Below are 25,829 nucleotides of genomic sequence, written 5' to 3' on the forward strand. Positions count from 1 at the left end.
CAGGCATCATGCTTTGCATAATAGACTCACATCGCGTCTGTTTCCCATTCAACAAACATCGGCATTAAAGAAAAAAGGCTGCTATCACAATGGATAACAGCCTTATTAGTTGTTTGGATAGAATTACATGCTATCCAGTAAGTTTACAACTTCGATGTACTACCCACATTTAGAGTCGCCGCACTCCAGACAGCAGTTGCAGTTATCAAGACGCACAACAGCCATCGCACCGCACTTGTCACACTGCTGCCCTTTGGCAACGGCATCTGCACCCAGCTTGGTTTCAGCCTCCAGGCGTTTGGCCTGTAGTTCAGCGTTATTGAGCTGACCCTCCATCATGCCGATGGAGATCAGATGCTGCTGAATCACTTCACCAATCTCGGCAACAATCGATGGCATATATTTACCACCACGTTTGTAGTAACCACCGCGAGGATCAAATACCGCTTTGAGCTCCTCCACCAGGAAGGTGATATCGCCACCCTTGCGGAAGATTGCCGAGGTGATGCGGGTCAATGCCACGATCCACATGAAATGTTCCATATTCTTGGAGTTGATGAACACTTCAAACGGACGACGGTGTTCGTCCGGTGTGCCATGATTGACGATCACATCGTTGATGGTGATATACATGGCGTGATCCGAGTTCGGCGTTTTGATCTTGTAGGTGCTTCCCTCAAGGATATCGTCACGCTCAAGCAGCGGCGCGATATGGTGAACTGTTGCCACCTCTTTATCTGCCTCTTCTCCGGGTTTCTTCACTTCGTAACCGGTGATTTTACTGTCGATTTTAATAGCCATCACTTACCTCCTGCACAACCGGACACTTCTCCGGTTTTGCCCTGAATATTGCAGCGTATTTCCATGGTTGCCTTGCATGCCCGGACGCTGCGACCGGTATATGTGGGTGCCCTTAACTCCGTATAAACCAGACAGAGAAGGACCAGCCAATACCCACAGATTTTTTTCGGCCCCGGAGACAGCAAGCTGCCGCCACGACCGCGACACACGATGTGTCGCCAAAACTGAAGGGGTTATCTCTTCAGTTTTGTGAAGCAAGTGAAAACCACGTTTTTCGCTTGCTGTTAAAAGGGGAGGGGCCGGAGCCCCTATCCCGTATCAATCAGAATTTACCGTAGTAACCCTCTTTCAAGGCATCAAAGAGGTTGGCTGCGGTATGCATCTCACCATCATACTCGATCTCTTCATTACCCTTGGCCTCAATCTCGGTGCCATCTTCAAGTTTGAACTTGTAGGTGGTGTTGGTGAGATCTTCCTCTTTCACCAGAACACCCTGGAAGGCTTCAGGATTAAAGCGGAAGGTGGTACAACCTTTCAGCCCCTGCTCATAAGCGTAGAGGTAGATATCCTTGAACTCTTCATACGGAAAATCGGTCGGTACGTTGGCAGTTTTGGAGATTGATGAATCGACCCAGCGCTGCGCAGCGGCCTGAATATCAACATGCTGCTTGGGTGTAACCTCATCGGCAGAGATAAAGTAGTCCGGAAGTTTTGTCGCCTCATCATCGCTGAACGGCATCGCATCAGCATTGACCAGCTCACGATAAGCGAGCATCTCAAAGCTGAACACATCCACCTTCTCTTTCGATTTCTTGCCTTCACGGATGATGTTGCGTGCATAGTGGTGCGCGAAACTTGGCTCGATACCGTTGGAGGCGTTGTTGGCCAGCGACAGGGAGATCGTGCCGGTCGGAGCAATAGATGAGTGGTGGGTAAAGCGGCAGCCCTTCTCAATCAACGCTTCGATCATCGCCTTATCCTCGTCACTACCGGTAGCGAGGAACTTCTGCATATATTTGGAGTATTTCCCCCACAGTACCTTGCCTGCCAGCTTGTCACCGATCCTGATGCCGTCATCCAGCATCTCCGGACGTTTGGACATCATCTCAGCAGTCACTTCGTACTCCTGCTCAAGAGCCGGGGCGACACCCTTCTCTTCAGCCAGCTGCAGACCGGTCTGGAAACCTGTGCGTGCCATCTCATAAGCGATCTTCTCAGTGAACTCGAGTGAATCAGCTGTACCGTATGGCGTGCGCAGCATGGTCAGTGCAGAACCTAATCCTAAGAAACCCATGCCATGACGACGCTTGGAGAGAATCTCTTCACGCTGTTTGGGCAGTGGCAGACCATTGATATCAACCACATTATCGAGCATGCGGGTGAAGATGGAGACCACTTTACGGTAGGCGTCCCAATCAAAACAGGCGTTATCGGTGAATGGCTCACGCACAAATTTGGTCAGATTCACCGAACCGAGCAGGCAGGCGCCATAGGGTGGCAGTGGCTGCTCGCCACACGGGTTGGTGGCGCGCACATCTTCACAGAACCAGTTGTTGTTCAGCTCATTGACCTCATCAATGAGAATAAAACCGGGTTCGGCATAATCGTAGGTGCTAGCCATGATCACATCCCAGAGACGCTGTGCTTTCATGGTACGATAGACCTTACATGCCACATAACCGCGGTCATCCCTGACTGAACCTTTAGGGGCATTGGCCACATGTTTAAATACAATGCGGGTATCTGCATCATCGATCTCGGTCTTGCTGGCCGGGAAAACAAGATCCCAATCGCCATCACTCTTCACCGCTTCCATGAAATCACGGGTGATCAGGCAGGAGAGATTAAACTGACGCAAGCGACCATCTTCACGTTTGGCGCGGATAAAATCGGTAATATCAGGGTGTGAGATATCAAAGGTGCCCATCTGAGCGCCACGACGGCCACCGGCGGAGGAGACGGTGAAACACATCTTATCATAGATATCCATAAACGAGAGCGGCCCGGAGGTGTAGGCACCGGCACCGGACACGTATGCACCCTTCGGACGCAGGGTGGAGAACTCGTAACCGATGCCGCAACCGGCTTTCAGGGTCAGACCGGCTTCGTGAACCATGGAGAGGATACCATCCATCGAATCGGGAACAGTGCCAGAAACAGTGCAGTTGATCGTGCTGGTCGCAGGTTTATGTGCTTCAGCGCCGGCATTGGACATAATGCGGCCGGCAGGAATCGCGCCATTGGCCAGTGCCCAGGTGAACTTCTCAAACCACTCGTCACGTTTCTCTTCATCTTCAACCGCAACCAATGCTCTGGCAACACGCTCGTAGGTCGCTTCGATATTCTCATCAACAGCGTTGTGAAGCTTATCCTTGAGGCGATACTTCTTATCCCAGATATCCAGTGATGCAGGCTGAAAAGTGATATCCGCCACCCCTTTCTGCTGTGTCCCATTAATTGATGCAACCTTCAAAGCGTTACTGTTTGCGCTCATGCACTCCCCCCCGACTATGAACCGGCAGAGTTGCCGGAAACCGAAATCTTGGCAGCGAGTGTAAGCACAATATCTAGGGTGTCAAGCCGTCTCGCCACACTAACTGTAGTGTTTAGACACACACAATTCATCCACCAGTTATCCACAGCTTATTCACCAGTATGGCGTTTATTTTCCTGACTCCCCTATATATATAAAGGCTTTATTTGGAGAGTAGGCAAAGGCCTGATACGATGCGCATCCCATGAACGATACAAATCACAACATCGACACAAACACAATATCTGGTGCCACTGAAACTGCGACCCACTTCGGTTTTGAAACCGTAAGCGGCAGTGAAAAGGTCAACCGCGTGATGGGCGTATTCTCCTCGGTTGCCAGCCAGTATGATATTATGAACGACGTCATGAGTGGTGGCATGCACCGACTCTGGAAACGCTCGATGTTTGCCAAAGCGGCCATCGGTGCAGGCAGTCGAGTCCTCGATGTGGCCGCAGGCTCAGGCGATATTGCTATTGGCCTTGCCAAAAAGATGGGGCCGACCGGCCGCGTTGTATTGACCGACCTCAATGGCCCGATGCTGGCAGAGGGTGCACGCCGGGTTATTGATGAGGGACTGCTACCGGGCAGAGCTGACTGCATACAGTCTGATGGCACCAAACTCGCGTTTGCCGATAACTCATTCGACTGTGTCACCATCGCCTTCGGTATCCGCAACTTCCTCGATATCGAAGCGGGACTGGCTGAGTTCTACCGTATCCTCAAACCCGGCGGCCAGTTTATGTGCCTGGAGTTCTCACGTCCGACACTGCCCGGTCTTGATGTGATCTATGATGCCTACTCGTTCAATGTTATTCCGATGATGGGTGAGAAGGTGACCGGAGACCGTGAATCCTACCAGTATCTGGTTGAGTCAATCCGTCGTTTTCCGGATCAGGAGCGTTTCGCCAAACTGATCCGCAAAGCCGGTTTCGATCTGGTTCAATATGATAACCTCACCGGCGGCATCGTCGCTCTACATCGAGGGTATAAGGTATGATTCCTTACCGCAAAGGACGCAAAGGTGCGCGAAGGAAAACATACAGGGAGCTTTTAACTTGCGAAAAAATGTTCTCCTCTAGCGATCATTACCTGCCATCGTCATCTGACGGCTCACCTGCGACATCCCCGTTATACTCTCTCCCTTTGCGCACCTTTGCGCTCTCTGCGGTGAATAGAATCAGGTTCACAGGAGGTGGACTGTGAGTGTGATGTTTTTGCCTTTGAGATTAATACCGGTGCCGGTGCAGTGTGTGGTGATGACTACCGTACTGGAGCTGGTCTTCTCGCGTGATGCCAGCCTTAAACCCTATCTTGCCGATCTTGAAGGGCGCGTTTTCCGCATCCATGTCTCTGACACCAATGCCATTATGTTCCTCGGTTTTTCACGTGGCAAAGCGTGGGTTCACTCCACCTATGATGGCGAACCCGATGTGCGACTGGCCGGTACCACAGCTGGTTTTGCCCGCATGTGTTTTGCCCATGAAGACCCCGATGAACTGGTATTTCAGCAGGTATTGAAACTCTCCGGTGATTCCGATGCCATGCTGCGTTTTAAAAAGCTGTTTGCTGCCGCTGATCTGGATTGGGAGCGCGAACTGCGCGCCTCCTTCGGTGACTTCTTCGGCACCCGCGTAGCCAAGGCTGCACATGCGCTGGTTGCAGCCGAACAGAGACTGGCTGATAGCACCAAACAGATGCTGCAGAACAATCTTCATCAGATGGATATCCCTGATGCAGAGCGCTTGCAACAGTGGCAGGCCGGTGTTGAGCACTTCTCACATCAGATCAGCAAGCTGAAAGGTCGGGTGACCCGCGCCGAACATCGGTTTGAACATATCTGCGAAGAGAAGAGTGAAGCCTGATGCCGGTGCATAGGCCAGCGTGATCAAACTACCCTCCAACCTGCGCCGCAACCTGCGTCTGATGCGTATCGGCCACATTCTGGCCAGTCACGGCCTTGCCGCCCTGGCTGTGCGCATGCGCCTGTTCTACCCTTACGTCTGGCTGGTACAACTCTTCCGTGGTGATGATCTACCCAAAGATCTGGGTACTCAGATCCGTCTGGTACTGGAGGAGCTTGGCCCCACCTTTATCAAGTTCGGCCAGATGCTCTCCACACGTGTCGATCTGCTGCCACTTGAGGTGGCACTGGAACTGAAGAAACTGCAGGACGATGTGCCTCCGGAACCGTTTGAGAAGGTGCGCCGCGTTATTGAGCAGAGCTTTAAAAGACCATTAACAGGTGAAAATGGTGTCTATGCAACCTTTGATGAGACCCCGGTAGCCGCCGCCTCCATCGCTCAGGTCCACTTTGCCGAACTGACCGATGGCCGTCAGGTGGCAGTCAAAGTGCGCCGCGATCATATCAGCCGTACCATCGAATCGGATCTGGCCATCCTTAAACTTCTGGCCAGCCTCTTCCACCGCTATTTCCCTGAATACCATCGCCTGAAAGCACCGCAAGTAATTGAAGAGTTCGCCATCACTATTCGTGGTGAGTTGAATCTGCGTGCTGAAGCAGCCCACGCCAGTCGCTTTGCTGAAAACTTTGCCGAGATTGAAGGGGTACGTGTGCCCGAGGTGATGTGGGACTACACCCAGACCGAGGTACTGACCACCGAACGTATCTGTGGCACCCCGATTGATGAGAGAGCCAAGCTTGAAGCGGCAGGGCATGACTGTCTGAAACTGTGCGAACGCGCTGCCACCCAGTTTTTCCGTATGGTCTTCACCGATGGTTATTTCCATGCGGATATGCATCCGGGCAATATCTTTGTCGGTGATAACGGTGACATCATCTTTATTGACTTCGGCATTGTTGGCAGACTTGATATTAAATCGCGTCGCTATATTGCCGGCATGCTGCTGGCTTTTCTGCAGGAGGATTACCGTCGCGCTGCCGAGGTACATGTAGAAGCCGGATATGTCCCGGCCGATACCGACATCTCCGCGTTTGAAGATGCCCTGCGTGAAATTGCCGTACCGATCTTTAACCGTCCTCTGGGTGACATCTCGATTGCCGAACTTCTACTCTCAATGTTTGCGGTAACTGAACGTTTCAAGATGGAGACACAGCCGCAACTGCTCTTGCTACAGAAGACTATGGTGGTGATTGAAGGGGTGGCTCGCGAACTGGCCGATCAGGCCAACATCTGGATGCTGGCACGACCGATGATCAGCGAGTGGATGACACGCCACATGGGCCCCGTCGGCAAAGCTGAAGCGATCGGTGAAGAGATTCGCGATCAACTGCATGACTGGATGCGACTTCCAGCCAAGATTGATGGTGTGCTCTCACGCATTGAGGAGGGCAAGGTCACCTTCAACAGTGAACCGTCACACCTCTCCGCTGTGATGGGGGCAATGCTCTCTGCAGGTGGTGGCGGCTGGCTGGCCTGGAGCCTCGCCAACGGTGCGGGAACCGGCATACTGGTTCTCTCTACCACAGTGATGGGCCTCGGTATTCTGCTCGCCATCAGCCGCAGTTAATGGCGATTTGGTGCTTTTCTATCTTTCGTCTATACTCCGCCATAATGTTTCCCCAGTTTAAACTCTATTCCAACTACAGGGCAGGAAATTCATGAGCAATAATTTTGTGTTTACATCCGAATCGGTCTCCGAAGGGCACCCGGATAAGGTCGCTGACCGCATCTCCGATAGCGTACTGGATGCGATTCTTGAACAGGACAAATATGCACGCGTAGCGTGTGAAACCATGGTCACCACGGGTCTGGCTCTGATTGCCGGTGAGATCACCACCTCTGCCGTACTCGATTATCAGGATATAGTGCGTAGCGCGATCAAGGACATCGGTTATAACTCATCTGCGATGGGTTTTGACTGGGAGTCATGCTCGGTACTGGTAAGTCTCGATAAACAGTCACCGGATATCGCCATGGGCGTGAATGTCGGCGAAGGTCTCGATCTTGATCAGGGCGCAGGCGATCAGGGACTGATGTTCGGTTATGCCACCAACGAAACCGACGTATTGATGCCAACCCCGATCCATCTCTCACATCTACTGGTAGCCAAACAGGCTGAAGTTCGTAAAAACAACACTCTGAAATTCCTGCGTCCGGATGCCAAATCACAGGTCACGGTTCGTTATGAAAACTTCAAACCTGTAGCCATTGATGCGGTTGTGCTCTCCACCCAGCATGATCCGGATGTAAGCCACAAGGATCTCTCTGAAGCGATCATGGAAGAGGTAATCAATCCAATCCTTGGCGATACCGGCCTGCTGCATGCAGGTACCGCTTACCACATCAATCCAACCGGTCGCTTTGTGATCGGTGGCCCTGTAGGCGATTGCGGCGTAACCGGTCGTAAGATCATCGTTGATACCTACGGCGGTTTCGGCCATCACGGTGGCGGCGCCTTCTCCGGTAAAGATCCAACAAAGGTTGACCGCTCTGCATGTTACATGATGCGTTATGTAGCCAAGAATATTGTTGCTGCAGGCCTTGCTGACCGCTGTGAAGTACAGGTGGCCTATGCTATCGGCGTTGCACATCCTCTCTCTGTCATGGTTAACACCTTCGGCACAGGCAAGATTGATGACAGCAAGCTGGCTGACATCGTAACTGAAGTGTTTGACCTGCGTCCTAAGGGCATTGTGCAGGCGCTTGATCTGCTGCGTCCAATCTACGCTCAGACTGCTGCGTACGGCCACTTTGGCCGCGAACTGCCAGACTTCACCTGGGAAAAAACCGACAAAGTAGACGCCATCAAGGCTGCTGCAGGGGTTTAATTGAAAGCCGGATAAATGCATCGTGCATTTCCCGGCTAACGCAAAGCCAAAAACGTCACAAAAGAGCTGGAGCTTTTTGGACGGCTGCAAGCCGCCCGAAGGGCGAGGGTCAGGAAGACCCGAGTCACTTTGACTTAACCTGCTTTGACCAGGATAAACAAACCGACCACCTTTGTGTGGTCGATTTGCTTCCAGACTGAGGAGCACTGCAGTGCCGCTACAGCGGCACCAGGCTCAGTCGAAAAATGTTCAACGGTGCTCATATTTTTATGCCTGGGTCATTTGAAAAGCACTCGGGCGAGCCATAGGAGTATGAGAATGTCTGATTTTACCGATTATAAAGTAGCCGATATGTCCCCTGAAACCATTGCATGGGGTCGTAAAGAGCTGACCATCGCCGAAACTGAAATGCCCGGCCTGATGGTGACCCGCGAGAAGTATGCGGCATCCCAGCCGTTGAAAGGCGCACGCATTGCAGGCTCCCTGCATATGACCATCCAGACCGGCGTGTTGATTGAAACACTGACTGCACTGGGTGCTGAAGTGCGCTGGGCATCATGCAACATCTACTCTACGCAGGATCACGCTGCTGCAGCTATTGCTGCTGAAAACATTCCGGTTTTTGCCCACAAGGGTGAGACGCTGGAAGAGTATTGGGAGTTTTGCCACTCTATTATGGAATGGCATGATGGCGGCACACCAAATATGATTCTCGATGATGGTGGCGATGCTACTACCCTGCTGGTTCTGGGCGCCAAGGCTGAACTGGATGCTTCGGTACTGGATAATCCAGGCAGTGAGGAGGAAGTAGCCCTCTTCGCATCAATTAAGAAACGTCTGGCCTCTCAGCCTGGTTACTACACTACCCGTCGCGATGCGATCCGTGGCGTAACCGAAGAGACCACCACCGGTGTACATCGTCTGTATCAGATGTTTGAGCGTGGCGAGCTTCCGTTCCCTGCTATCAACGTGAATGATTCAGTAACCAAATCCAAGTTCGACAACCTCTACGGCTGCCGCGAATCCCTGCTCGATGGCATCAAACGCGCAACTGACGTGATGATTGCCGGCAAGATCTGCGTTGTACTCGGTTATGGTGATGTGGGTAAAGGTTGTGCACAGGCGTTCCGCGGCATGGGTGCCACCACCTGGGTAACCGAAATTGACCCGATCTGCGCACTGCAGGCGGCGATGGAAGGCTACCGTGTTGTAAATATGGACGAAGCATGTGCACTGGGCGATATTTTCGTCACCACCACAGGCAACTACCACGTCATCACCCACGACCACATGATTGCGATGAAGGATCAGTCCATCGTCTGCAACATCGGCCACTTCGATAATGAGATCGATGTTGCCAGCCTGAAGAAATATGAGTGGGACAATGTGAAACCGCAGGTAGACCAGATTATCTTCCCCAATGGCAACCGCATCACTCTGCTGGCTGAAGGCCGTCTGGTGAATCTGGGTTGCGGAACAGGTCATCCAAGTTTCGTGATGTCCAACTCATTCACCAACCAGACACTGGCACAGATCGAGCTGTTCACGCAGACCGGTGAGTATAAGAATGAAGTGTACACACTGCCTAAGAAACTGGATGAAGAGGTAGCACGACTGCATATGGCTAAGGTTGGTGTTAATCTGACGCCACTTTCGCAGGAGCAGGCTGACTATATCGGCGTGCCGGTAGAAGGTCCGTACAAACCAAACCACTACCGCTATTAATAGTGGTCCGGGTGTTCGCACCCAGATAAAGTAGTCACACAACAGCACAGGGAGGGTAGCAGCTATGGATACAAAAACGTCTCTATTAGCCGCTACCCTTTTTGCTTTTTTACTGGTCAGCAACAGCTGGGCGGCAGGCGGACTGACAGTGGATGCCCGCTTTGATCTGACTGATGACGGCATTGTTGATGCCTCTGACTGGCAGCGCATGACCGAAGATACCAAACGCGCCTATGCCTATGAATCGGTCAAAGCACTCGGCGAGGACCCATATGCCGTCCTGGAAGGGCAACAGACCCGAGGTGACCGTTTTTTAAAGGGCTTGCGCTCTGTCTATGAGTAACAGCTTTATACAACGTCTTGCGGATTCCTGAAAATGGCCTATTCTCACATTTGTGGGAGGATCTAATATGTTAAGAACCGTTTTACTCGCTGCCCTGTTTACACTTTTCTCCGGCTGCGCCAGTGATAGCACACAAGTTTCAGATGCTGATATTCAGAGCGACAACCAGCGACTGAAAGCTGAGGCTGCTGCACTTCGCAATGAGATCAATCAGCAAAAGGCTGAGCTGGAAGCGCTGAAAGGAAAATAGGATTGTTCTTCTACGAACAGTTCCTCCACGAACAGATCAGGAGATAAGATTTATGTCAAAGTTAAGGGTTTCATTAATCATTCTACTGCTACCGCTCTTCTCAGGCTGCGCGGCTATTGATGCATTTCTCTTTGATGCATATCCCGATGGCACGCCGATCACACAGGATCGGCCGCAGCAGGCTGAGCACGTAGCTCCGGCTGCAGATGAATCTACCGGTGATGTCGCACTGCGCGATGAAGCGGCAGCGCTAAGAGAAGAGATCAAACAGCAACAGGCAGCGCTGGCGGCGATGAAGCAGAAGAAAGCCGCCGAAGAGGCTGCTGCCGCAGCTGCTGTTAAAGAGCAGCTCTGGGTCAGAATTGCATTCAAATCAGGCCAGACAGCTGTGACCTCTCAGACCAGACGCACCATCAAAGATCTCTCGAAAAAGTTTCTTGCTCAGCCTCGCACCCAGACTATCGAGGTTCGCGGTTACTGTGATGATGAGCCCATTGGCGGCTACAGCGGCAAACAACGCTCTGCACACAGTTTTGATTCTCAGGTTGCATTGAGTCAGGCACGTGCCAGCGCGATTGCAGCTGAATTCAGGAACGCAGGTATCCCTGCTGAAGCAATTCATGCCCAGGGTTTTGGTGCCACAGACTTTATTGCTGATAATGCCACTGTTGAAGGGCGCAACAAAAACCGTCGTGTTGATATCTTCCTGGTTGAAAACTAAACAGCGAAGAGTCTGTTAATCTCTTAAAAAGGCGCCCCGATGGGGCGCCAGACTGCTGACAAAGTCCTCGCCTTATGGTGGGGATTTTGTTTTTTTAAGGGTCAGGTTTCTGTATGATTAAAGGATGTTACGAAAGTCATCCAACAAACAAATTAGTCTTGAATTTGTCAGTATCGAGGATCTTGTTCCAAAGAACCATCTGCTACGCAAGATCGACCACATTATCGATTTCGAATTTATACGGGAAAAGGTGAAGGGCCTTTACTGTGCCGATAACGGTCGTCCTGCTGTAGATCCTGTTGTGCTGTTCAAGATGCTGTTTATCGGTTACCTGCAAGGCATCCGCTCAGAGCGTCAACTGGTGCGGGATATTCAGGTGAATGTGGCTTACCGCTGGTTCATCGGCTTTGGTCTGACGGACAAGATTCCAGATGCATCGACCTTCAGCCAGAACCGGCGCAGGCGTTTTACCGAGAGTACGGTTTATCAGGATATATTCGATGAGATCGTGATGCAGGCGATGAGGAAGAAGCTGGTCAATGGCCGGGTTCTCTATACCGACTCAACACACCTGAAGGCGAGTGCCAACAAGCACCGGTTTGAGAAGATAGAAGTCGAATCCTCCACGCGTGGCTATCTGGACGAACTGGAAGCAGCGATTAATGCTGACCGTAAGGCGCACGGCAAGAAGCCTATGGCAAAGAAGATAAAAGAACCTGCCAGTCGTGAGATAAAATCCAGCACGACCGACCCGGACAGTGGTTATATGGTGCGTGAAGGTAAGCCAAAAGGTTTCTTCTATCTCGATCACCGTACCACATGCGGTAAACATAATCTGATCACCGATACCTATGTTACCTCAGGTAATGTGCACGACAGTATCCCTTATCTGGAGAGACTGGATCGACAGAGGCAAAGGTTTGGTTTCTCCACCGCAGCCGTAGGCCTTGATGCCGGTTACATGAATGCTCCGATCTGCAAAGGGCTGGAAGATCGGGAGATTTACGGTGTCATCGGCTATCGCCGACCGAACCACATCAAAGGGAGATTGTACAAGCGCGACTACATCTATGATGTAGAGGCTGATGTTTATCGCTGCCCCAATGGCAAGGTACTGACCTATCGTACCACCAACCGGAATGGTTATCGGGAATACAGATCCAATCCGGAACAATGCCGTGACTGCCCTCTGCGAGGTCAGTGCACCAGCAATGCGCAGTGCGTCAAAACAGTCACCCGGCATGTATGGGAAGATCACAAGGAAACCGTGGATCTGCGGAGAACCACTCGCAAAGGCAAGGCGATCTACAAACGACGAAAGGAAACGGTGGAGCGCAGCTTCGCCGATGCCAAGCAGTTACATGGGCACAGGTACATGCGCATGCGTGGGATGCTGCGGGCGCAGGAGCAGTGTCTGCTTGCTGCTGCATGTCAGAATATGAAGAAGATGGCTTTGCTGCTTTGCAAACCTGAAAAACAGGATGATTTCGATGCTAAAAACAGTTTTTGCATGAGATTGCTTCGTCTCATCTGCGACATGACCCTGGCTTCAGGTCAATTACGTCGACAATTAGCCTGACCGATCATCAAGTCCAGCCACAAAAAAACAAACCCCACATCCGGAAATGCAGGGTTTGTCAGCGATCTGGCGCCCCGATGGGGCGCTTTTTTTTGTGATTCGCCACATCCATGTGGCTCACCCTTTGGGCGAGCTGAAGCTCGTCCCATTCGGCTCTCCTGCCGAATGGTGATTCTCCGCAGAGTATCGAACTGATCCCTTGCGAAAAGTATGTTTTTCAAACACCCACAAAGCTCAGCCTTGGGCAATAAGCCGTCAGCTCTTGGGAAGTAGGGACTCGATATGATCAATCCGGATCGGTGCAGGCGGATGTGAATCGTGCCATGCGCTATAAACAGGGTCAGGTGTCAGCGTAGAAGCATTGTCTTCATACATCTTCACCAGCGCTGAAACCAGTGCTTCACCGCTGCTGTTGGCCACGGCATAAGCATCGGCCTCAAACTCATCTTTGCGTGAGAAATAACTCATCAGTGGTGTCAGCACAAAGGTAAAGACCGGCATCACCAGCATAAACAGTAGCAGGGCCGCAGCATCTGATGGCTCAGTGATACCTAACCCTGCATAGAACCATGACTGCTGGCTTAACCAGCCAAGCAGCGCAAAACCGATCAGGGTAGTGAAGACCATCACCGCCAACCTTTTTTTCACATGCCCATGATGGAAGTGGCCTAGCTCATGCGCCAGCACCGCCTCAGTCTCTATCGGCTCCAGCTGATTGATCAGGGTATCAAAAAAGACGATGCGCTTGGCATTACCCAGACCTGTAAAGTAGGCATTACCATGGCTTGAACGTTTGGAACCATCCATTACAAACAGGCCGTTACTCTCAAAACCACAGCGCTTTAACAGCGCTTCAATGGTTGATTTCATCTCGCCATCAGCCAACGGTTCGAACTTATTAAACAGAGGCGCTATCAGCGTCGGATAACCCCACATCATCAACAGCATAAATGCTGTCCAGAAGAGCCATGCGTAGAGCCACCAGAGTGAGCCTGTACTCTGCATCAGCGTCAGGATCACCCATGCCAACGGCGTTCCGATAGCCAGCATCAGCACAAACTGTTTAGCCATATCACTGAAGAAGAGCGGCAGAGTCATTTTATTGAATCCGAAACGTGCCTCGATGGCAAAGGTGCCATACAGCTCCAGCGGCAGATCGATAAGGGAGCCGATCAGGAAGAACAGCAACATGAACAGGACACCGCTCCAGACAACAGAGAGCTCGAACGATGCAGAGAGATCACCCAGCCACGCCAGCCCGCCACCGACTGTCCAGATGGCCAGCAGCAGCAGACCCCAGATGCTTCCGATTGAGCCCAGACGCAGCTTGGCAGCTGTATAATCAGCCGCTTTCTGATGTGCAGTTATTGACACCTTTTCAGCAAAACGGGCAGGCACTATTCCTCTGTTAGATTCAACCGAACGCTTCTGTCGCAGAGAGAGGTAGAGACCCGTCACTGTCGCCAGCAGTGCAAAACCGAAAACCATCCATGTCCATGCCATCATCAATATCACCTCAAAAAATATAGTGTAAGTATTCAACAGAACCTGTGAGAAGGTAACTCTGCAAGCAGGCGGTGCGCAGTCAAAGCAGCACGCCAGATCAGCCCCTATTGGTTAAACGTAATGGAAAATTTAAAACTCTTCGACAGTGGCAAAGCCGCGATGCAGAGCCAGTGATGATTGCAGTAGAGGCATCAACAGGGCTGCCCCTTTGGCACCGCTTAAACTACGTTGCAGATGCATCAAAGGTTCAAGACCCAGCTCCTCAAGTGCCAGAATGTGAGCACGATCCTCAGAGACAAAGCTAGCCAGCATCCAGCCGGTAATACGCACATCCCATGCTGCTGCTGCAAGAGCCGCGGCAGCTGATGCCTTACCATCGAGAAGAACCGGTACACCCTTACGCGCTGCGGCCCGATAGAAGCCAGCCATAGCTGCCAGCTCAATACCACCCACCTCTCGCAGGATATCGTGAGAAGAGGTGCCCTGAGCGCGATCAAGCGCCACCTCTACAGCCATCAACTCCTCTGCATAGGTTTTGTGACTGCTCGCCTCCAGCGCCTCTTCAGGCGCAACACCTGCAAGTTCACAGATCAGAGCTGCAACGGCCACACGATCACCGGAGACAAGCGAGCTTGCTGTAAGCAGATTGGCGCCTTCACTAATAGCACGTGCAGCCAGCTCTTCACCAATGCCAACCGCTTCCCAATACTGCGCTTCACTCATTGCCGATTCGACCCTGATATCGGCTGACCCAGACTCCCGAACCACATCAACCTCTACGCCAGAGAGCTCACCTTTGACACCCAGATCAACAATGGTCAGTGATGCGCCAGCCTCTTCAGCCAGCTTGCGAATAACCGATTGCTCTGAAACTGCATGCATAACCCGTTCTGCTGTGCTTGGTCCGGCTTCAGGATGCGTGAGTGCAGAGGTTACGCCGTGATCGGCAGCAAAGATGACAATGGCCGGTTTCAAATTATCAGGCAGAAGCTTGCCCTGGCGCTTGGCAATCCAGTTGGCCACATCTTCCAGTCTGCCCAGACAGCCAACGGGCTGCAGCAGCGCACTGCGATGATCATGATCCGAATTAATGGCAGGGATTTCCATCATCACTCTCTCTCCTGTACCTAAGCGATCTTTTGGTTTGTAGCTCTAATTACCAGTATAGTCTAAACGACGATCTTTGCGACCCTTCCAAGGTCAGCCATGCCGGAAGGAGTCTATCAGTCGAATAATCGCATCCGGATCGACATCTTCGGCAAGGAAAGCATCGCCGATACCACGCAGCAGAATATACCGGATTCGACTGCCGACATTCTTCTTATCATGCCCCATCGCATCCAGCCACTGCGTGGCTGAGAACTGAGGCACAGCAACCGGCAGGCCGATACGCTGGTAACAGGCCCGAATCGAAGTTTCTGTACCTTCAGGCGCATAACCCAGCTGCTCGGAGAGGCGTGCGGCCATCACTGTACCAATGGCCACACCTTCACCATGTAGATAGGTGCTGTAGTGGGTCATCGACTCAATGGCATGGCCAAAGGTGTGGCCAAGATTGAGTAGGGCACGCTGCCCCTGTTCGGTCTCATCAGCCATCACCACTTCAGCCTTATGACGGCAGGAGGTGTGAATCATGCGTGCCAGCACATCGGCATCAAGATCGAGTGCAGCTTGCTCATTATCCTGCATCCATGCAAAGAAGTCCGGATCGCGAATTAGTCCATATTTTATCGCTTCAGCGATACCAGCCCTAATCTCACGCATCTCAAGCGTTGTCAGTACCTTCGGATCAATCCAGACCAGCTTCGGCTGGTAGAAGGCGCCAATCATATTTTTACCGTGCGGATGGTTGATTGCGGTTTTACCACCCACACTGGAATCCACCTGCGCCAACACCGTTGTCGGCACCTGAATAAAGGGGATACCACGCCGATAACATGAAGCTGCAAAACCGCTCATATCACCCACGACACCGCCACCGAGTGCGATAATCGGCTCATTGCGTGAGAGTTTACTCTCCATCAAGGCATCCATAATCAAGCCGAAACTCTCCATGGTTTTGTAGCGTTCACCGTCAGCGAGGATACATTCAGAAACTGCCCAGCCAGCCTGCTCCAGTGAACTGCGCACGCGCTGCATATACAGTGGCGCAATGGTCACATTACTGATCACCATGCAGCGGGTCGGTCTGGCAAACAGCTTGGCCATCTCCTGTCCAAGACCATCCAGACAGCCGGGTTCAATATGGATATCGTAGGAGCGCACTCCCAGATCAACATGGTAGTTATGTATGTTCACTTCTGATTCAGCCATCAGCGGAGTCTGACATTTTCCCGGCCGTCAGAGAAGCCGGAAAAAACCGTTATAAACATCCCCTCTGTGATCAGGCGGCAATGAATTTCAGCGCTACACCGTTGTTGCAGTAACGCAGCCCTGTCGGTTCAGGCCCATCTTTGAACACATGTCCCTGATGACCACCACAGCGGGCACAGTGGTACTCGGTGCGAGGCAGGATCAGCTTGAAGTCGCGTCTGGTCTCGACATGCCCTTCGATCGGCGCATAAAAGCTTGGCCAGCCGGTGCCGCTGTCGAACTTTGTCTCGGAACTGAACAGCTCAAGATCACAGCCGGCACAGTGATACACGCCTTTGCCATACTGCTTGTTCAGATCACTGCTGAAAGGAGGTTCAGTTCCCTCATTGCGCAACACATCAAACTGCGCATCGGTCAATATATTACGCCATTCAGCATCCGTTTTTTCAATCTTCTCAATCATCGAAACACTCCTCTCACTGCCAGCTTTGAGCAGACGCGGGGCCACCAGAATCAGGCCGGCAACCAGACTCAATCGCAGGAAGCCGCGCCTATTCATGGCTGCCTCCCCATAGCTGCTGTAGTCGCTGATCACGGCCACAATTATACCGGTAGAATTTATAACGAACCGGATTTTTCAGGTAGTAGTCCTGATGGTACTCCTCAGCAGGCCAGAAAGTGGTCGCTTTGCTAATCTCAGTCACTATATCCTCTCTGAACTGTTTGTTCTGCTGCACGGACATTTTCGATGCTTCTGCCGCCTGTTGCTGTGCCGCAGAGTGATAAAAGATGCCAGGGCGATACTGTGAGCCGACATCGCAGAACTGCCGGTTGGCAGTCGTCGGATCAGAGTTTCGCCAGTAAACCTCTAAAAGTTTCTCATAACTGACCAGCACCGGATCAAACACGATCTGAATCGCCTCGGTATGACCTGTCGCACCTGCCGAGACCTCCTTATAGGTCGGCTGATCTTTGAAGCCACCGGTGTAACCGGAGGTGGTCGAGATCACACCGGGCAACTCATCAAAAGGGTGCTCCATGCACCAGAAGCAGCCCGCCGCAAAGGTCGCCGTTTCTCTCTCTTCTGCTTGTGCACTGCTCACCATTGTCATGAGGCTCACCATCACCAGTAATAATATTCGCTTCATAAAACCTCCTGTTCGCCCTGTTAGACGACCAGATTGGCGGATCATTACAGATTAATTCTGAATTTCAGATGAATGATGCGTCGATGATGTGCACAATCGGGCTATGGATAGTTATGATGTGATTGTGATCGGTGCCGGTGCGGCCGGGCTGATGTGTGCAGGAACCGCTGCCACATGTGGAAAATCGGTGCTGCTGCTCGATCATGCCGAGAAGGTGGGCAAAAAGATTCTTATCTCCGGTGGCGGACGCAGCAACTTCACCAACCGCTCAGTCACTGCCGCCAACTACCTCTCGCACAACCCTCACTTCTGCAAGTCAGCGCTCTCCCGTTACACCGCCGCCGATTTTATTACGATGGTCGAAGAGGCAGGCATCGCTTACCACGAACGCGACCACGGCCAGCTCTTCTGTGATGAGTCTGCCAAACAGATTGTTGAGATGCTGCTGCGACCCTGTCGCGAACATAGTGTGAAGATTCAGCTGCAGACCACAGTTACAGATGTGAGAAAAAACGACCATTTTGAAGTGACTACCGACAGAGGACTCTTTCAGGCTGAAAGTCTGGTGATCGCAACGGGTGGCCTCTCCATCCCCAAAATGGGAGCCACCGCCTTCGGGTTGAAGCTGGCTGAGCAGTTCGGAGTGAAAATCATTCCACCTGTGGCTGGTCTTGCACCCTTCACCTTCACCGGCAGAGAGAAGGAGGCGCTGCAGACACTGGCAGGCATCTCAGTTGATGTTGCTGTGCGCTGTCGGGGTAAACTGTTCAGGGAGGCGATGCTCTTCACCCACCGCGGCCTCTCAGGCCCGGCCATACTGCAGATCTCATCCTACTGGCAGCCCGGCGATGAAGTGGAGATCGATCTGTTACCGGAGCAGGAGATCACCACCTTTCTGAAACTGAAAAAGCTCTCCCGCCCACTGGCGCAACTCTCGACAGTGCTTGCCGAACTACTGCCCAAGCGACTGGTGCAGCTTCTTACCAGTGGATATATCGATGAAACACGCATGCAGCAGCTCAGTGACAAACAGATTGAACAGCTGGCCGATCAACTGCACCACTGGCGCCTTAAACCCAACGGCACAGAGGGCTATCGCACTGCCGAGGTGACCGTAGGTGGCGTTGACACCAATGAACTCTCATCCAAAACCATGGCATGCAGAAAGGTCCCCGGGCTCTATTTCATCGGTGAAATGGTCGATGTGACCGGCCATCTGGGTGGTTTTAATTTCCAGTGGGCCTGGTCATCCGGTTACACCGCCGGCCTCGCCGTTGCAGGCCTCATTTAAGAAGCACTACTTCCGCACAAGAGGTGCGGCTTTAGTGAGCTCCCGCAAAACCACGCTTTTGTGGGTGCGTTAAAGGATAAGGGCAGGACGCCCGCATTCCGTATCTAACGATCTATCTAAAATATGCCGCATCGATATTGTATTTTTTCAATAGTTTACGCACGGTATTACGATTCAATCCCAGCATATCAGCTACTTTCAGCTGATTACCATTGCAGCGTTCCATAGCCAGAATCAGCAGCGGTGGCTCCACCTGCTCAAGCATATGCTGATACATATTGATCGCTTTGGCATAACCGAGCTGATGCAGATACTGGCGCGTACAGCGGGTCACCGCGTCCGAAAGTGTCTCCTCACCCTTCTGCATGTTATCAACATTACCCAGCGCCAGTGCCACATCGGAGAGGGTGATGCTGGCTCCCGGCGTGAGTACTGCCAGCCTGCGCATCACATTCTTCAGTTCGCGTACATTGCCCGGCCAGTCGTGGCGGGTGAGCAGATCGGCTGCATCATCCAGCAGGATAGGTGCCTCCATACCTAGCTCCTCCACCGCTTGATCAAGCAGGAAGTTGGCCAGCTCCTTGATATCATCACGCCGCTCACGCAGTGGCGGGATATGTACCGGGATCACATTCAGGCGATAGTAGAGATCCTCCCTGAACTCCCCTTTTTTGATCTTCTCAGGCAGATGCTGATGGGTGGCTGCAAGCAGTCGCACATTAACCACTTTGGACTGACTGCCACCGACACGCTGCACACGCCCCTCTTCCAGCACGCGCAACAGCTTGGCCTGTAGAGCAGCTGGCATATCGCCAATCTCATCAAGGAACAGGGTGCCGCCATCAGCCTGTTCAAAGCGCCCTTCGCGGAACTTATCGGCACCGGTAAATGAACCCTTCTCATGACCAAACAGCTCTGACTCCAGCAGCTCGGCAGGGATCGCAGCGGTATTGATGGCTACAAAGGCTTTGTCTGCCCGCTGACTGCGATCATGCAGGGTTCGCGCCACCATCTCTTTACCTGTTCCCGATTCACCGGTCACCAGCACGGTAAGATCGGAGGCGGCCACACGCCCGAGTGTACGAAAAAGATTCTGCATCGCCTGACTACGCCCGATAATCATATCGTGCTTCACATTGATGACAGGTTTACTCTTTTTAGCTTTTTTCTGCGGACGTACTCGTTGAATAAGCTGACGCACCTCATCCAGATCAAACGGTTTGGGCAGATACTCCATTGCGCCTATGCGGTAGGCCTCAGCGGCATGACCGAAGGTGGTTTCGGCAGTCAGCATCACCACAGGCATGGTAAACACGCCCGAAGCAAGCAGATCCATGCCGTTGCCATCAGGCAGATAGACATCAAGGAAGGCCATATCGATCTCATGTTCAGCCAGCGCCTTTTCAGCCTCCCCAATCGTGCCTGCCTGGATTACTTCTAACCCCTCCTCCTGCAATACCCGATCAAGAACCCAGCGGATTCCCTCATCATCATCAATCACCAATGCCCGCATCTTCTACTCCTGTTCCAACTGCTTTATCGGCAGATGCAGTGTCATGGTGGTGCGTCCATTTTCACTGCGCACACTTACCCTGCCGCCATGCTCCACCATCACCCGCTCCACCAGCGCCAGCCCCAAGCCACTGCCACGCGACTTGCCTGTCACATAGGGATCAAACAACCGCTCGCGCAGCTCCTGCGGCACCATGCGACCATCATTGGTGATACGAATTTCCATCACCTGACCACTGTGCCCAGGCAGATGCACCAGTGGCGCCATGCGCGTTTGCCACTCGATACTGCTATCGGCCGCCTCGACAGCGTTCTGCCAAAGATTCTCAAGGGCCTGTCTGAGCCGGGCCGGATGCACCAGCGTCTCAGGCAGACTCGGATCAAACACCCGATGCACCTGAATACCCTTCTGATAGACGATCACATCCTGAATCAGGGCATGAATATTGGTCATCTCCATGGCCACCTGTGCCCTTGGCCCGACCTGCAGAAAGGCATCAATACGATCACGGATGCGATCCACACCAAGCAGCATCTGCGCTACCGCCTCTCTGTTACTTGTCGGGATATCCTTCTGTTCGGAGAGCCATTGGGCTGCACCTCTGAGTGCGGCCAGTGGATTTTTCACCTCATGCGCCATCTCCAGCGCAATCCGCGCCACTGACTCTGCCATCTCGTGGCGTTTGGCATGCTGCTCCACCTCGGCACGTGCCGCTTCGGGAATAAACAGGGCGGAGATACCCTCATCATGACAGCCCAGATGCAGAGATACAGGCATGCCGGTGGCAAGGATACAGATCTGATGATCGGAGACACCGCTGTAGGGGGTCAGCCGCGCAAAGAGATTCTCGATCTCCACCTTGGGAGAGAAAAGATCGGAGATGTGCAAGCCGATCAGTCGGCGTTCCGATTTCCCCAACGCCTCCTGAGCCGGAATATTACAACCAAGCACCCGAGCCTCATCATCCAGCAACAGCATCGGCACAGGCACTACCGAGAGTGACATCGAATCAGGCAGCATCGGCCAATTCGCTCTGATCATCAACAGCCAGCCCCAGGAAATAGGCCTCGGCACTATCGAGCATCTTCTGCCAGTCGGTCTCCACCTGAAAGTGACCCCGGAAGTCGGCGGAGCCGCGCAACCCCTTGCTGTACCAGAGCACATGTTTACGGGCCATTTTTGAGGCAAACTGCACACCGTGATGTTCAGCCAGATTGAGCATATGTTCATGCACAACAGCCCAGCGCTCTTCTGCAGTCGGCGCAGCCGGCTTCTCTGCACCAATCAGTGCAGCATAGACCTCTGCCAGCACCCACGGATTACCCTGCACAGCACGCCCGACCATCACACCATCGCAATTGGAGATACGGATCATCTCTCTGGCTGTTTCGCCATCAACAATATCGCCATTGCCGATCACAGGAATCGAGCAGGCCGCTTTGGCCAGACCGATATCTTCCCAGTGGGCGTGACCATGAAACATCTGAGCACGCGTGCGCCCGTGTACGGTGAGCAGCTGGATACCACTCTCTTCAGCAATGCGGGCGATATTCTCCACATTCTTCGATGAGTCATCCCAGCCGGTACGAATCTTCAGGGTGACCGGTACCTCTACCGCTTTCACCACCGCTTCCAGTACACGTGCCACCAGCGGCTCATCCCTGAGCATCGCCGAGCCTGCACTCTGTTTGCATATTTTCTTTACCGGGCACCCCATATTAATATCAACGAAATCGGCACCATGACCAACCGCCCAGCGCGCCGCCTCAGCCACAAACACCGGATCAGAACCTGCAACCTGAATCGAAATAGGGTGCTCATCCGGCCCAATCTCCGCCATGCGCTCGGTACGCACGCGCCCCATATCCACAGCCCGCGATGCAATCATCTCGGTCACCATCAGCCCTACGCCAAAGCGTTTGCATATCTTACGAAACGGCAGGTCAGTAATGCCCGCCATCGGTGCCAGCACCAGCGGTACATCGATATTATAATTTCCCAGCTTAAAGCCCGGGAGAAGATGGTTATCTCTGTTCAATGCAACATCCTTCCAAAAGGCTCACGCCTTTTCTGCCTAATATTTGGGCAATCTTACTTAAGCACAACCAATGCACCAGCCTTATAAACACTGATTGCACTTACTTTAAGCAATCGTCAGCCTTGGGGGCATGAGTAGAACCATTCACTGGCCCAGTACCACCTTCATTCAATCGGTAGCCGATCCGAAACTGTTTCCCGATATCGATCTGCCTCAGATCGCTGTGGCGGGCCACTCCAACGTGGGAAAATCATCACTGATGAACTCGCTGTTTGGTCGCAAAGGATTGGTAAAGACCTCCAAGAATCCCGGTTGCACTCGTCTGCTCAACCTCTTTGATGTTGATGATCAGCTACTGGTGGTCGATCTGCCCGGTTACGGTTATGCCCGTGCGCCCAAGAAAGAGCAGAAACGCTGGATCACTATGATTGAAGGTTACATGGCCAACGCCGACCTGAAACTGGTGCTACTACTGCTCGATATCCGCCACGGCCCTAAAGATTCCGATATGCAGCTGATTGAATATCTCAACGAAGCCGGTCTGCGCTGGCTGCCTGTGGCCACCAAAGCCGACAAACTGACCGGCAACAATCGCGGCAAACGCCTGAAAGAGATGTTTGATGCAATGGGGCTGTCCCCGATTCCAACCTCAAGCCTGAAAGGCATGGGCATCGATAAACTTCGTGCCGTAGTTCAGGAAGAGGCGTTCAGATCACCCTACGCCGGTCTTATCCCCGACATCGAGGATTAAACCTCGTAATCGACCACGGTGCGGGCAACAGCTGCGCCTTTCACAAGTGGAATCACTGCAACATGTTCGGGATGCGCCTGATAAGTTTCCAGTGCAGCTCTGTCTTCCAATTCTGAATAGAGCACCACATCCGCAGACTGCTCCGACTCCAGAAAGTCGATCCCAACCTCAATCTTGATCAGCCCCGGAATCTTGCCCTGCAAAGCCTCCAGCCGCGCCTTAATCTCCGCAGCATCAGCCTTATCTTTCAATTTCCACATCACGATATGTTTAACCATTCACATTCCCCTAAAATAATCTTTTTATAATGTAGACCCTTGTCAGTTAGCGCCCATATGGCAATATGAATTAATGCGGGTATTCGGACACATTCCATCATGACTCAATTCACTCAAGCTATTAGCGCATGGGGCACAGCCGATTTCAAGGCCGTGCTTATGCGGGAAATTGAAGGGTTGTCGGCTAACGAGTTGCCACTACAGCAGGGGCTGACGACGGGCAGTCATGCGTTGGATGATGATATTCAAGCGATGATTCTCAATGTGCAGGAAACCGAATCATCTATTCGGGTGAAAGCGGGTATCTTTTATAAAGCCATTATAGCCGGATGCAGTTGTTCGGATGATCCAACGCCAATTGATGAGTGCAATGAGCACTGCGAAGTGATGATTGAAATTGATAAAAAGTCAGCCGAGGCAACGATTACGCTGTTGCCCGACTGACAGGGATCTGACTTAAGCTAGATGACTTACGCGTTGGCCATGCGGCGGCTGGACGGGGTTGGGTTCTCCATCGGGCGCAGACCGAGTTTCTCAAACAACTTCTGATCGTTGCTGGCTTCCTGATTGCCGGTGGTGAGCAGCTTCTCACCGTAGAAGATGGAGTTGGCACCAGCCAGGAAGCAGAGCGACTGCATCTCTTCACTCATCTCTTCACGACCGGCGGAGAGACGTACATGTGAAGCAGGCATAGTGATGCGGGAGACGGCGATGGTGCGGATGAATTCGAAGTTATCCAGCGTATCAGCAAACTGCTCATCTTCAGCAACCGGCGTGCCTTCAACCTTGACCAGCATATTGATCGGCACAGACTCAGGATGCGGGCTCATGCGCGCCAGCTGAGCAACAAGACCGGCACGATGACGACGTGATTCGCCCATGCCGACAATACCGCCACAGCAGATGCTCATACCTTCAGCACGCACATTTTTCAGGGTATCAAGTCGCTCATCGTAGGTACGGGTCGAAATGACCTCTTTGTAATATTCAGGATCGGAATCGAGGTTGTGGTTATAATAATCCAGACCTGCACCTTTGAGTTTATGCGCCTGATCGGGGGTGAGCATACCGAGTGTGGCACACGCCTCCATATCCATCTCTTTGATCTCGGAGATCATATCGCAGACCAGATCAAAAGCGCGACCTTTTGGCTCACGCCATGCCGCACCAATACAGAAACGTGATGCACCCTTCTCTTTCGCCGCTTTCGCCGCTTCAATCACCTGCGCTTTTTTCATCAGCAGTTCGGATTCAACATCGGTATTGTAACGCGAGCTTTGTGGACAGTATTTGCAATCCTCAGGGCAGCCGCCGGTTTTGATCGAGAGCAGGGTAGAGAGCTGAACCTCATTGGCATCGAAGTTGCCACGGTGTACCTGCTGAGCCAGGAACATCAGATCATTAAACGGCATCTCAAATAGCTCTTGAATCTCATCAACTGTCCAATCAAAACGCATGCTTCTCTCCTACGGTTAACCTTTGGGCGGCGAAGAGTAAACGGCTTGAGCCATTTGGGCAAAAGTTGAATGATGCACTAAACGGAGCGCCACAGATTAGTGACAGGCTAAGTTGGGTTGTTTTTCTATCATTGTGCTGCTTTCACCTTTTTATTGCCTTGAGAATTGCTGGCAAGAATAAGTTATTTTCCACTTACATCATGATCACTTTTCATTTATTATGACTGTATAGTTGGAGTCAAACATGTCCGATCATACTTCTGTTATCACAATCAACAGCAATGTTTATAAAACCCTGCTGGAATCCACGCTGGCCATTCCATGGAAAATAAATTGGGCAACCATGACCTTTGACTATATTGGCCCGCAAATTGAAGAGCTGCTTGGCTGGTCACCATCGAGTTGGAAAAGCGCAGAGGACTGGGCGGCACGAATGCACCCGGATGATCGACAACATGTTGTCGATTATTGTGTTGCTCAATCTAAGGCTGGAATCAACCATGAGGCTGATTATCGAGCCCTGAAAAAAGATGGCGGATATATATGGATCCGGGACGTGGTGCATGTGGCACGTAAAGATGGCGAGGTGGATTCGCTGGTAGGCTTTATGTTCGACATCAGTGAACGAAAAGCGCTGGAACAGTCTCTTCAGGACTCTAATACGGAACTTAAAGCCTCAAACGAGGCACTGCAGATGGCTCTGAAAGCCATCAAAACCATTGGTGGTATCATTCCAATATGTGGATGGTGCGGCCATAAAATTAAGGACTCTGATAATCAGTGGATTTCTGTTGAAAAGTATATGATAAGTCACACCGAGGCTGACATC

24 protein-coding genes, 1 pseudogene and 1 riboswitch are annotated in these 25,829 nt (G+C 52.2%); of the genes and pseudogenes, 13 read left to right on the forward strand and 12 right to left on the reverse strand.

Annotated elements, in window-relative coordinates:
* Positions 1-159: 159 nt before the first annotated feature.
* Both F3F96_RS04970 and F3F96_RS04975 read right to left on the reverse strand, forming a co-directional pair.
* The gene (locus F3F96_RS04970; RefSeq protein ID WP_176962127.1) at positions 160-801 is read right to left on the reverse strand and encodes a TSCPD domain-containing protein; all 642 of its coding nucleotides are present in this window, start codon (positions 799-801) and stop codon (positions 160-162) included.
* Between the two features lie 322 nt (positions 802-1,123).
* Complete coding sequence (locus F3F96_RS04975; RefSeq protein ID WP_176962128.1) at positions 1,124-3,295, reverse strand: adenosylcobalamin-dependent ribonucleoside-diphosphate reductase; 2,172 nt, start codon at positions 3,293-3,295, stop codon at positions 1,124-1,126.
* A 244-nt stretch (positions 3,296-3,539) separates the two neighbouring features.
* Here F3F96_RS04975 and ubiE point away from each other — a divergent pair, with 244 nt between their 5' ends.
* From ubiE to F3F96_RS05020, 9 genes are all read left to right on the forward strand, one after another.
* Positions 3,540-4,334, forward strand: coding sequence for a bifunctional demethylmenaquinone methyltransferase/2-methoxy-6-polyprenyl-1,4-benzoquinol methylase UbiE (gene ubiE / locus F3F96_RS04980; RefSeq protein WP_176962129.1), 795 nt, complete (start codon positions 3,540-3,542; stop codon positions 4,332-4,334).
* Positions 4,335-4,545: 211 nt separating this feature from the next.
* Positions 4,546-5,199 (forward strand): SCP2 domain-containing protein, encoded by a 654-nt coding sequence (locus F3F96_RS04985; protein WP_186338907.1) that lies wholly within the window; start codon positions 4,546-4,548, stop codon positions 5,197-5,199.
* Between the two features lie 19 nt (positions 5,200-5,218).
* A complete protein-coding gene (gene ubiB / locus F3F96_RS04990; protein ID WP_370465501.1) occupies positions 5,219-6,826 on the forward strand; it encodes a 2-polyprenylphenol 6-hydroxylase in 1,608 nt (535 codons plus the stop codon).
* A 91-nt stretch (positions 6,827-6,917) separates the two neighbouring features.
* A complete protein-coding gene (gene metK, locus F3F96_RS04995; RefSeq protein ID WP_176962131.1) occupies positions 6,918-8,087 on the forward strand; it encodes a methionine adenosyltransferase in 1,170 nt (389 codons plus the stop codon).
* A gap of 192 nt (positions 8,088-8,279) precedes the next feature.
* Positions 8,280-8,355: riboswitch (S-adenosyl-L-homocysteine riboswitch) on the forward strand.
* A 50-nt stretch (positions 8,356-8,405) separates the two neighbouring features.
* A complete protein-coding gene (gene ahcY / locus F3F96_RS05000) occupies positions 8,406-9,812 on the forward strand; it encodes an adenosylhomocysteinase (protein ID WP_176962132.1) in 1,407 nt (468 codons plus the stop codon).
* Positions 9,813-9,876: 64 nt separating this feature from the next.
* On the forward strand, positions 9,877-10,155 hold the full coding sequence (locus tag F3F96_RS05005) for a hypothetical protein (RefSeq protein ID WP_176962133.1): 279 nt from the start codon (positions 9,877-9,879) through the stop codon (positions 10,153-10,155).
* Between the two features lie 67 nt (positions 10,156-10,222).
* Positions 10,223-10,405: a hypothetical protein gene (locus tag F3F96_RS05010; protein WP_176961754.1), complete on the forward strand. Its 183-nt coding sequence runs from the start codon at positions 10,223-10,225 to the stop codon at positions 10,403-10,405.
* Between the two features lie 52 nt (positions 10,406-10,457).
* Positions 10,458-11,126 carry an OmpA family protein gene (locus F3F96_RS05015; RefSeq protein ID WP_176962134.1) on the forward strand — a complete coding sequence of 223 codons (669 nt, stop codon included), beginning with the start codon at positions 10,458-10,460 and terminating at the stop codon, positions 11,124-11,126.
* A gap of 124 nt (positions 11,127-11,250) precedes the next feature.
* Entirely contained in the window at positions 11,251-12,705 is a 1,455-nt protein-coding gene (locus F3F96_RS05020) for an IS1182 family transposase (protein ID WP_241697650.1), read from the forward strand.
* Positions 12,706-12,960: 255 nt separating this feature from the next.
* Here the strand turns inward: F3F96_RS05020 and F3F96_RS05025 are convergent, their stop codons facing one another.
* The 5 genes from F3F96_RS05025 to msrA all read right to left on the reverse strand — a co-directional run bounded on the left by F3F96_RS05025 (position 12,961) and on the right by msrA (position 17,672).
* Positions 12,961-14,211 carry a M48 family metallopeptidase gene (locus F3F96_RS05025; RefSeq protein WP_176962135.1) on the reverse strand — a complete coding sequence of 417 codons (1,251 nt, stop codon included), beginning with the start codon at positions 14,209-14,211 and terminating at the stop codon, positions 12,961-12,963.
* Positions 14,212-14,340: 129 nt separating this feature from the next.
* Positions 14,341-15,321, reverse strand: a complete 981-nt coding sequence (locus F3F96_RS05030) for a nicotinate-nucleotide--dimethylbenzimidazole phosphoribosyltransferase (RefSeq protein ID WP_241697651.1) — start codon at positions 15,319-15,321, stop codon at positions 14,341-14,343.
* A gap of 90 nt (positions 15,322-15,411) precedes the next feature.
* Positions 15,412-16,524: a 3-dehydroquinate synthase gene (gene aroB / locus F3F96_RS05035; protein WP_176962136.1), complete on the reverse strand. Its 1,113-nt coding sequence runs from the start codon at positions 16,522-16,524 to the stop codon at positions 15,412-15,414.
* 70 nt (positions 16,525-16,594) lie between these two features.
* Positions 16,595-17,083 carry a peptide-methionine (R)-S-oxide reductase MsrB gene (gene msrB / locus F3F96_RS05040; protein WP_176962137.1) on the reverse strand — a complete coding sequence of 163 codons (489 nt, stop codon included), beginning with the start codon at positions 17,081-17,083 and terminating at the stop codon, positions 16,595-16,597.
* Positions 17,076-17,672: a peptide-methionine (S)-S-oxide reductase MsrA gene (gene msrA / locus F3F96_RS05045; protein WP_176962138.1), complete on the reverse strand. Its 597-nt coding sequence runs from the start codon at positions 17,670-17,672 to the stop codon at positions 17,076-17,078. The genes msrB and msrA overlap by 8 nt, the downstream gene beginning before the upstream one ends.
* Positions 17,673-17,775: 103 nt before the next feature.
* Here msrA and F3F96_RS05050 point away from each other — a divergent pair, with 103 nt between their 5' ends.
* Positions 17,776-18,963: an NAD(P)/FAD-dependent oxidoreductase gene (locus tag F3F96_RS05050; RefSeq protein ID WP_176962139.1), complete on the forward strand. Its 1,188-nt coding sequence runs from the start codon at positions 17,776-17,778 to the stop codon at positions 18,961-18,963.
* A gap of 112 nt (positions 18,964-19,075) precedes the next feature.
* Here F3F96_RS05050 and F3F96_RS05055 read toward each other — a convergent pair whose 3' ends face one another.
* Genes F3F96_RS05055 through dusB form a run of 3 tightly spaced genes read right to left on the reverse strand, consistent with a single transcriptional unit; the run spans position 19,076 to position 22,514 of the window.
* On the reverse strand, positions 19,076-20,476 hold the full coding sequence (locus F3F96_RS05055; protein WP_176962140.1) for a sigma-54 dependent transcriptional regulator: 1,401 nt from the start codon (positions 20,474-20,476) through the stop codon (positions 19,076-19,078).
* A gap of 3 nt (positions 20,477-20,479) precedes the next feature.
* Complete coding sequence (locus F3F96_RS05060) at positions 20,480-21,517, reverse strand: nitrogen regulation protein NR(II) (RefSeq protein ID WP_241697652.1); 1,038 nt, start codon at positions 21,515-21,517, stop codon at positions 20,480-20,482.
* The gene (gene dusB, locus F3F96_RS05065) at positions 21,486-22,514 is read right to left on the reverse strand and encodes a tRNA dihydrouridine synthase DusB (protein ID WP_176962141.1); all 1,029 of its coding nucleotides are present in this window, start codon (positions 22,512-22,514) and stop codon (positions 21,486-21,488) included. The genes F3F96_RS05060 and dusB overlap by 32 nt, the downstream gene beginning before the upstream one ends.
* 130 nt (positions 22,515-22,644) lie before the next feature.
* Here dusB and yihA point away from each other — a divergent pair, with 130 nt between their 5' ends.
* Positions 22,645-23,265 (forward strand): ribosome biogenesis GTP-binding protein YihA/YsxC, encoded by a 621-nt coding sequence (gene yihA / locus F3F96_RS05070; RefSeq protein WP_176962142.1) that lies wholly within the window; start codon positions 22,645-22,647, stop codon positions 23,263-23,265.
* Here the strand turns inward: yihA and F3F96_RS05075 are convergent.
* A complete protein-coding gene (locus F3F96_RS05075) occupies positions 23,262-23,543 on the reverse strand; it encodes a Dabb family protein (RefSeq protein WP_176962143.1) in 282 nt (93 codons plus the stop codon). The genes yihA and F3F96_RS05075 overlap by 4 nt on opposite strands.
* A 99-nt stretch (positions 23,544-23,642) precedes the next feature.
* On the opposite strand from F3F96_RS05075, the gene F3F96_RS05080 reads away from it, so the two are divergent.
* Positions 23,643-23,987 carry a hypothetical protein gene (locus F3F96_RS05080; RefSeq protein ID WP_176962144.1) on the forward strand — a complete coding sequence of 115 codons (345 nt, stop codon included), beginning with the start codon at positions 23,643-23,645 and terminating at the stop codon, positions 23,985-23,987.
* A 26-nt stretch (positions 23,988-24,013) separates the two neighbouring features.
* Here F3F96_RS05080 and bioB read toward each other — a convergent pair whose 3' ends face one another.
* Entirely contained in the window at positions 24,014-25,000 is a 987-nt protein-coding gene (gene bioB, locus F3F96_RS05085; RefSeq protein ID WP_176962145.1) for a biotin synthase BioB, read from the reverse strand.
* 244 nt (positions 25,001-25,244) lie between these two features.
* Here bioB and F3F96_RS12690 point away from each other — a divergent pair.
* A pseudogene (locus tag F3F96_RS12690) lies at positions 25,245-25,673 on the forward strand (PAS domain-containing protein); the annotation flags it as partial.
* Positions 25,674-25,829 lie beyond the last annotated feature (156 nt).

The sequence above is a fragment of the Mariprofundus sp. NF genome (assembly GCF_013387455.1).
Lineage (GTDB): Bacteria > Pseudomonadota > Zetaproteobacteria > Mariprofundales > Mariprofundaceae > Mariprofundus.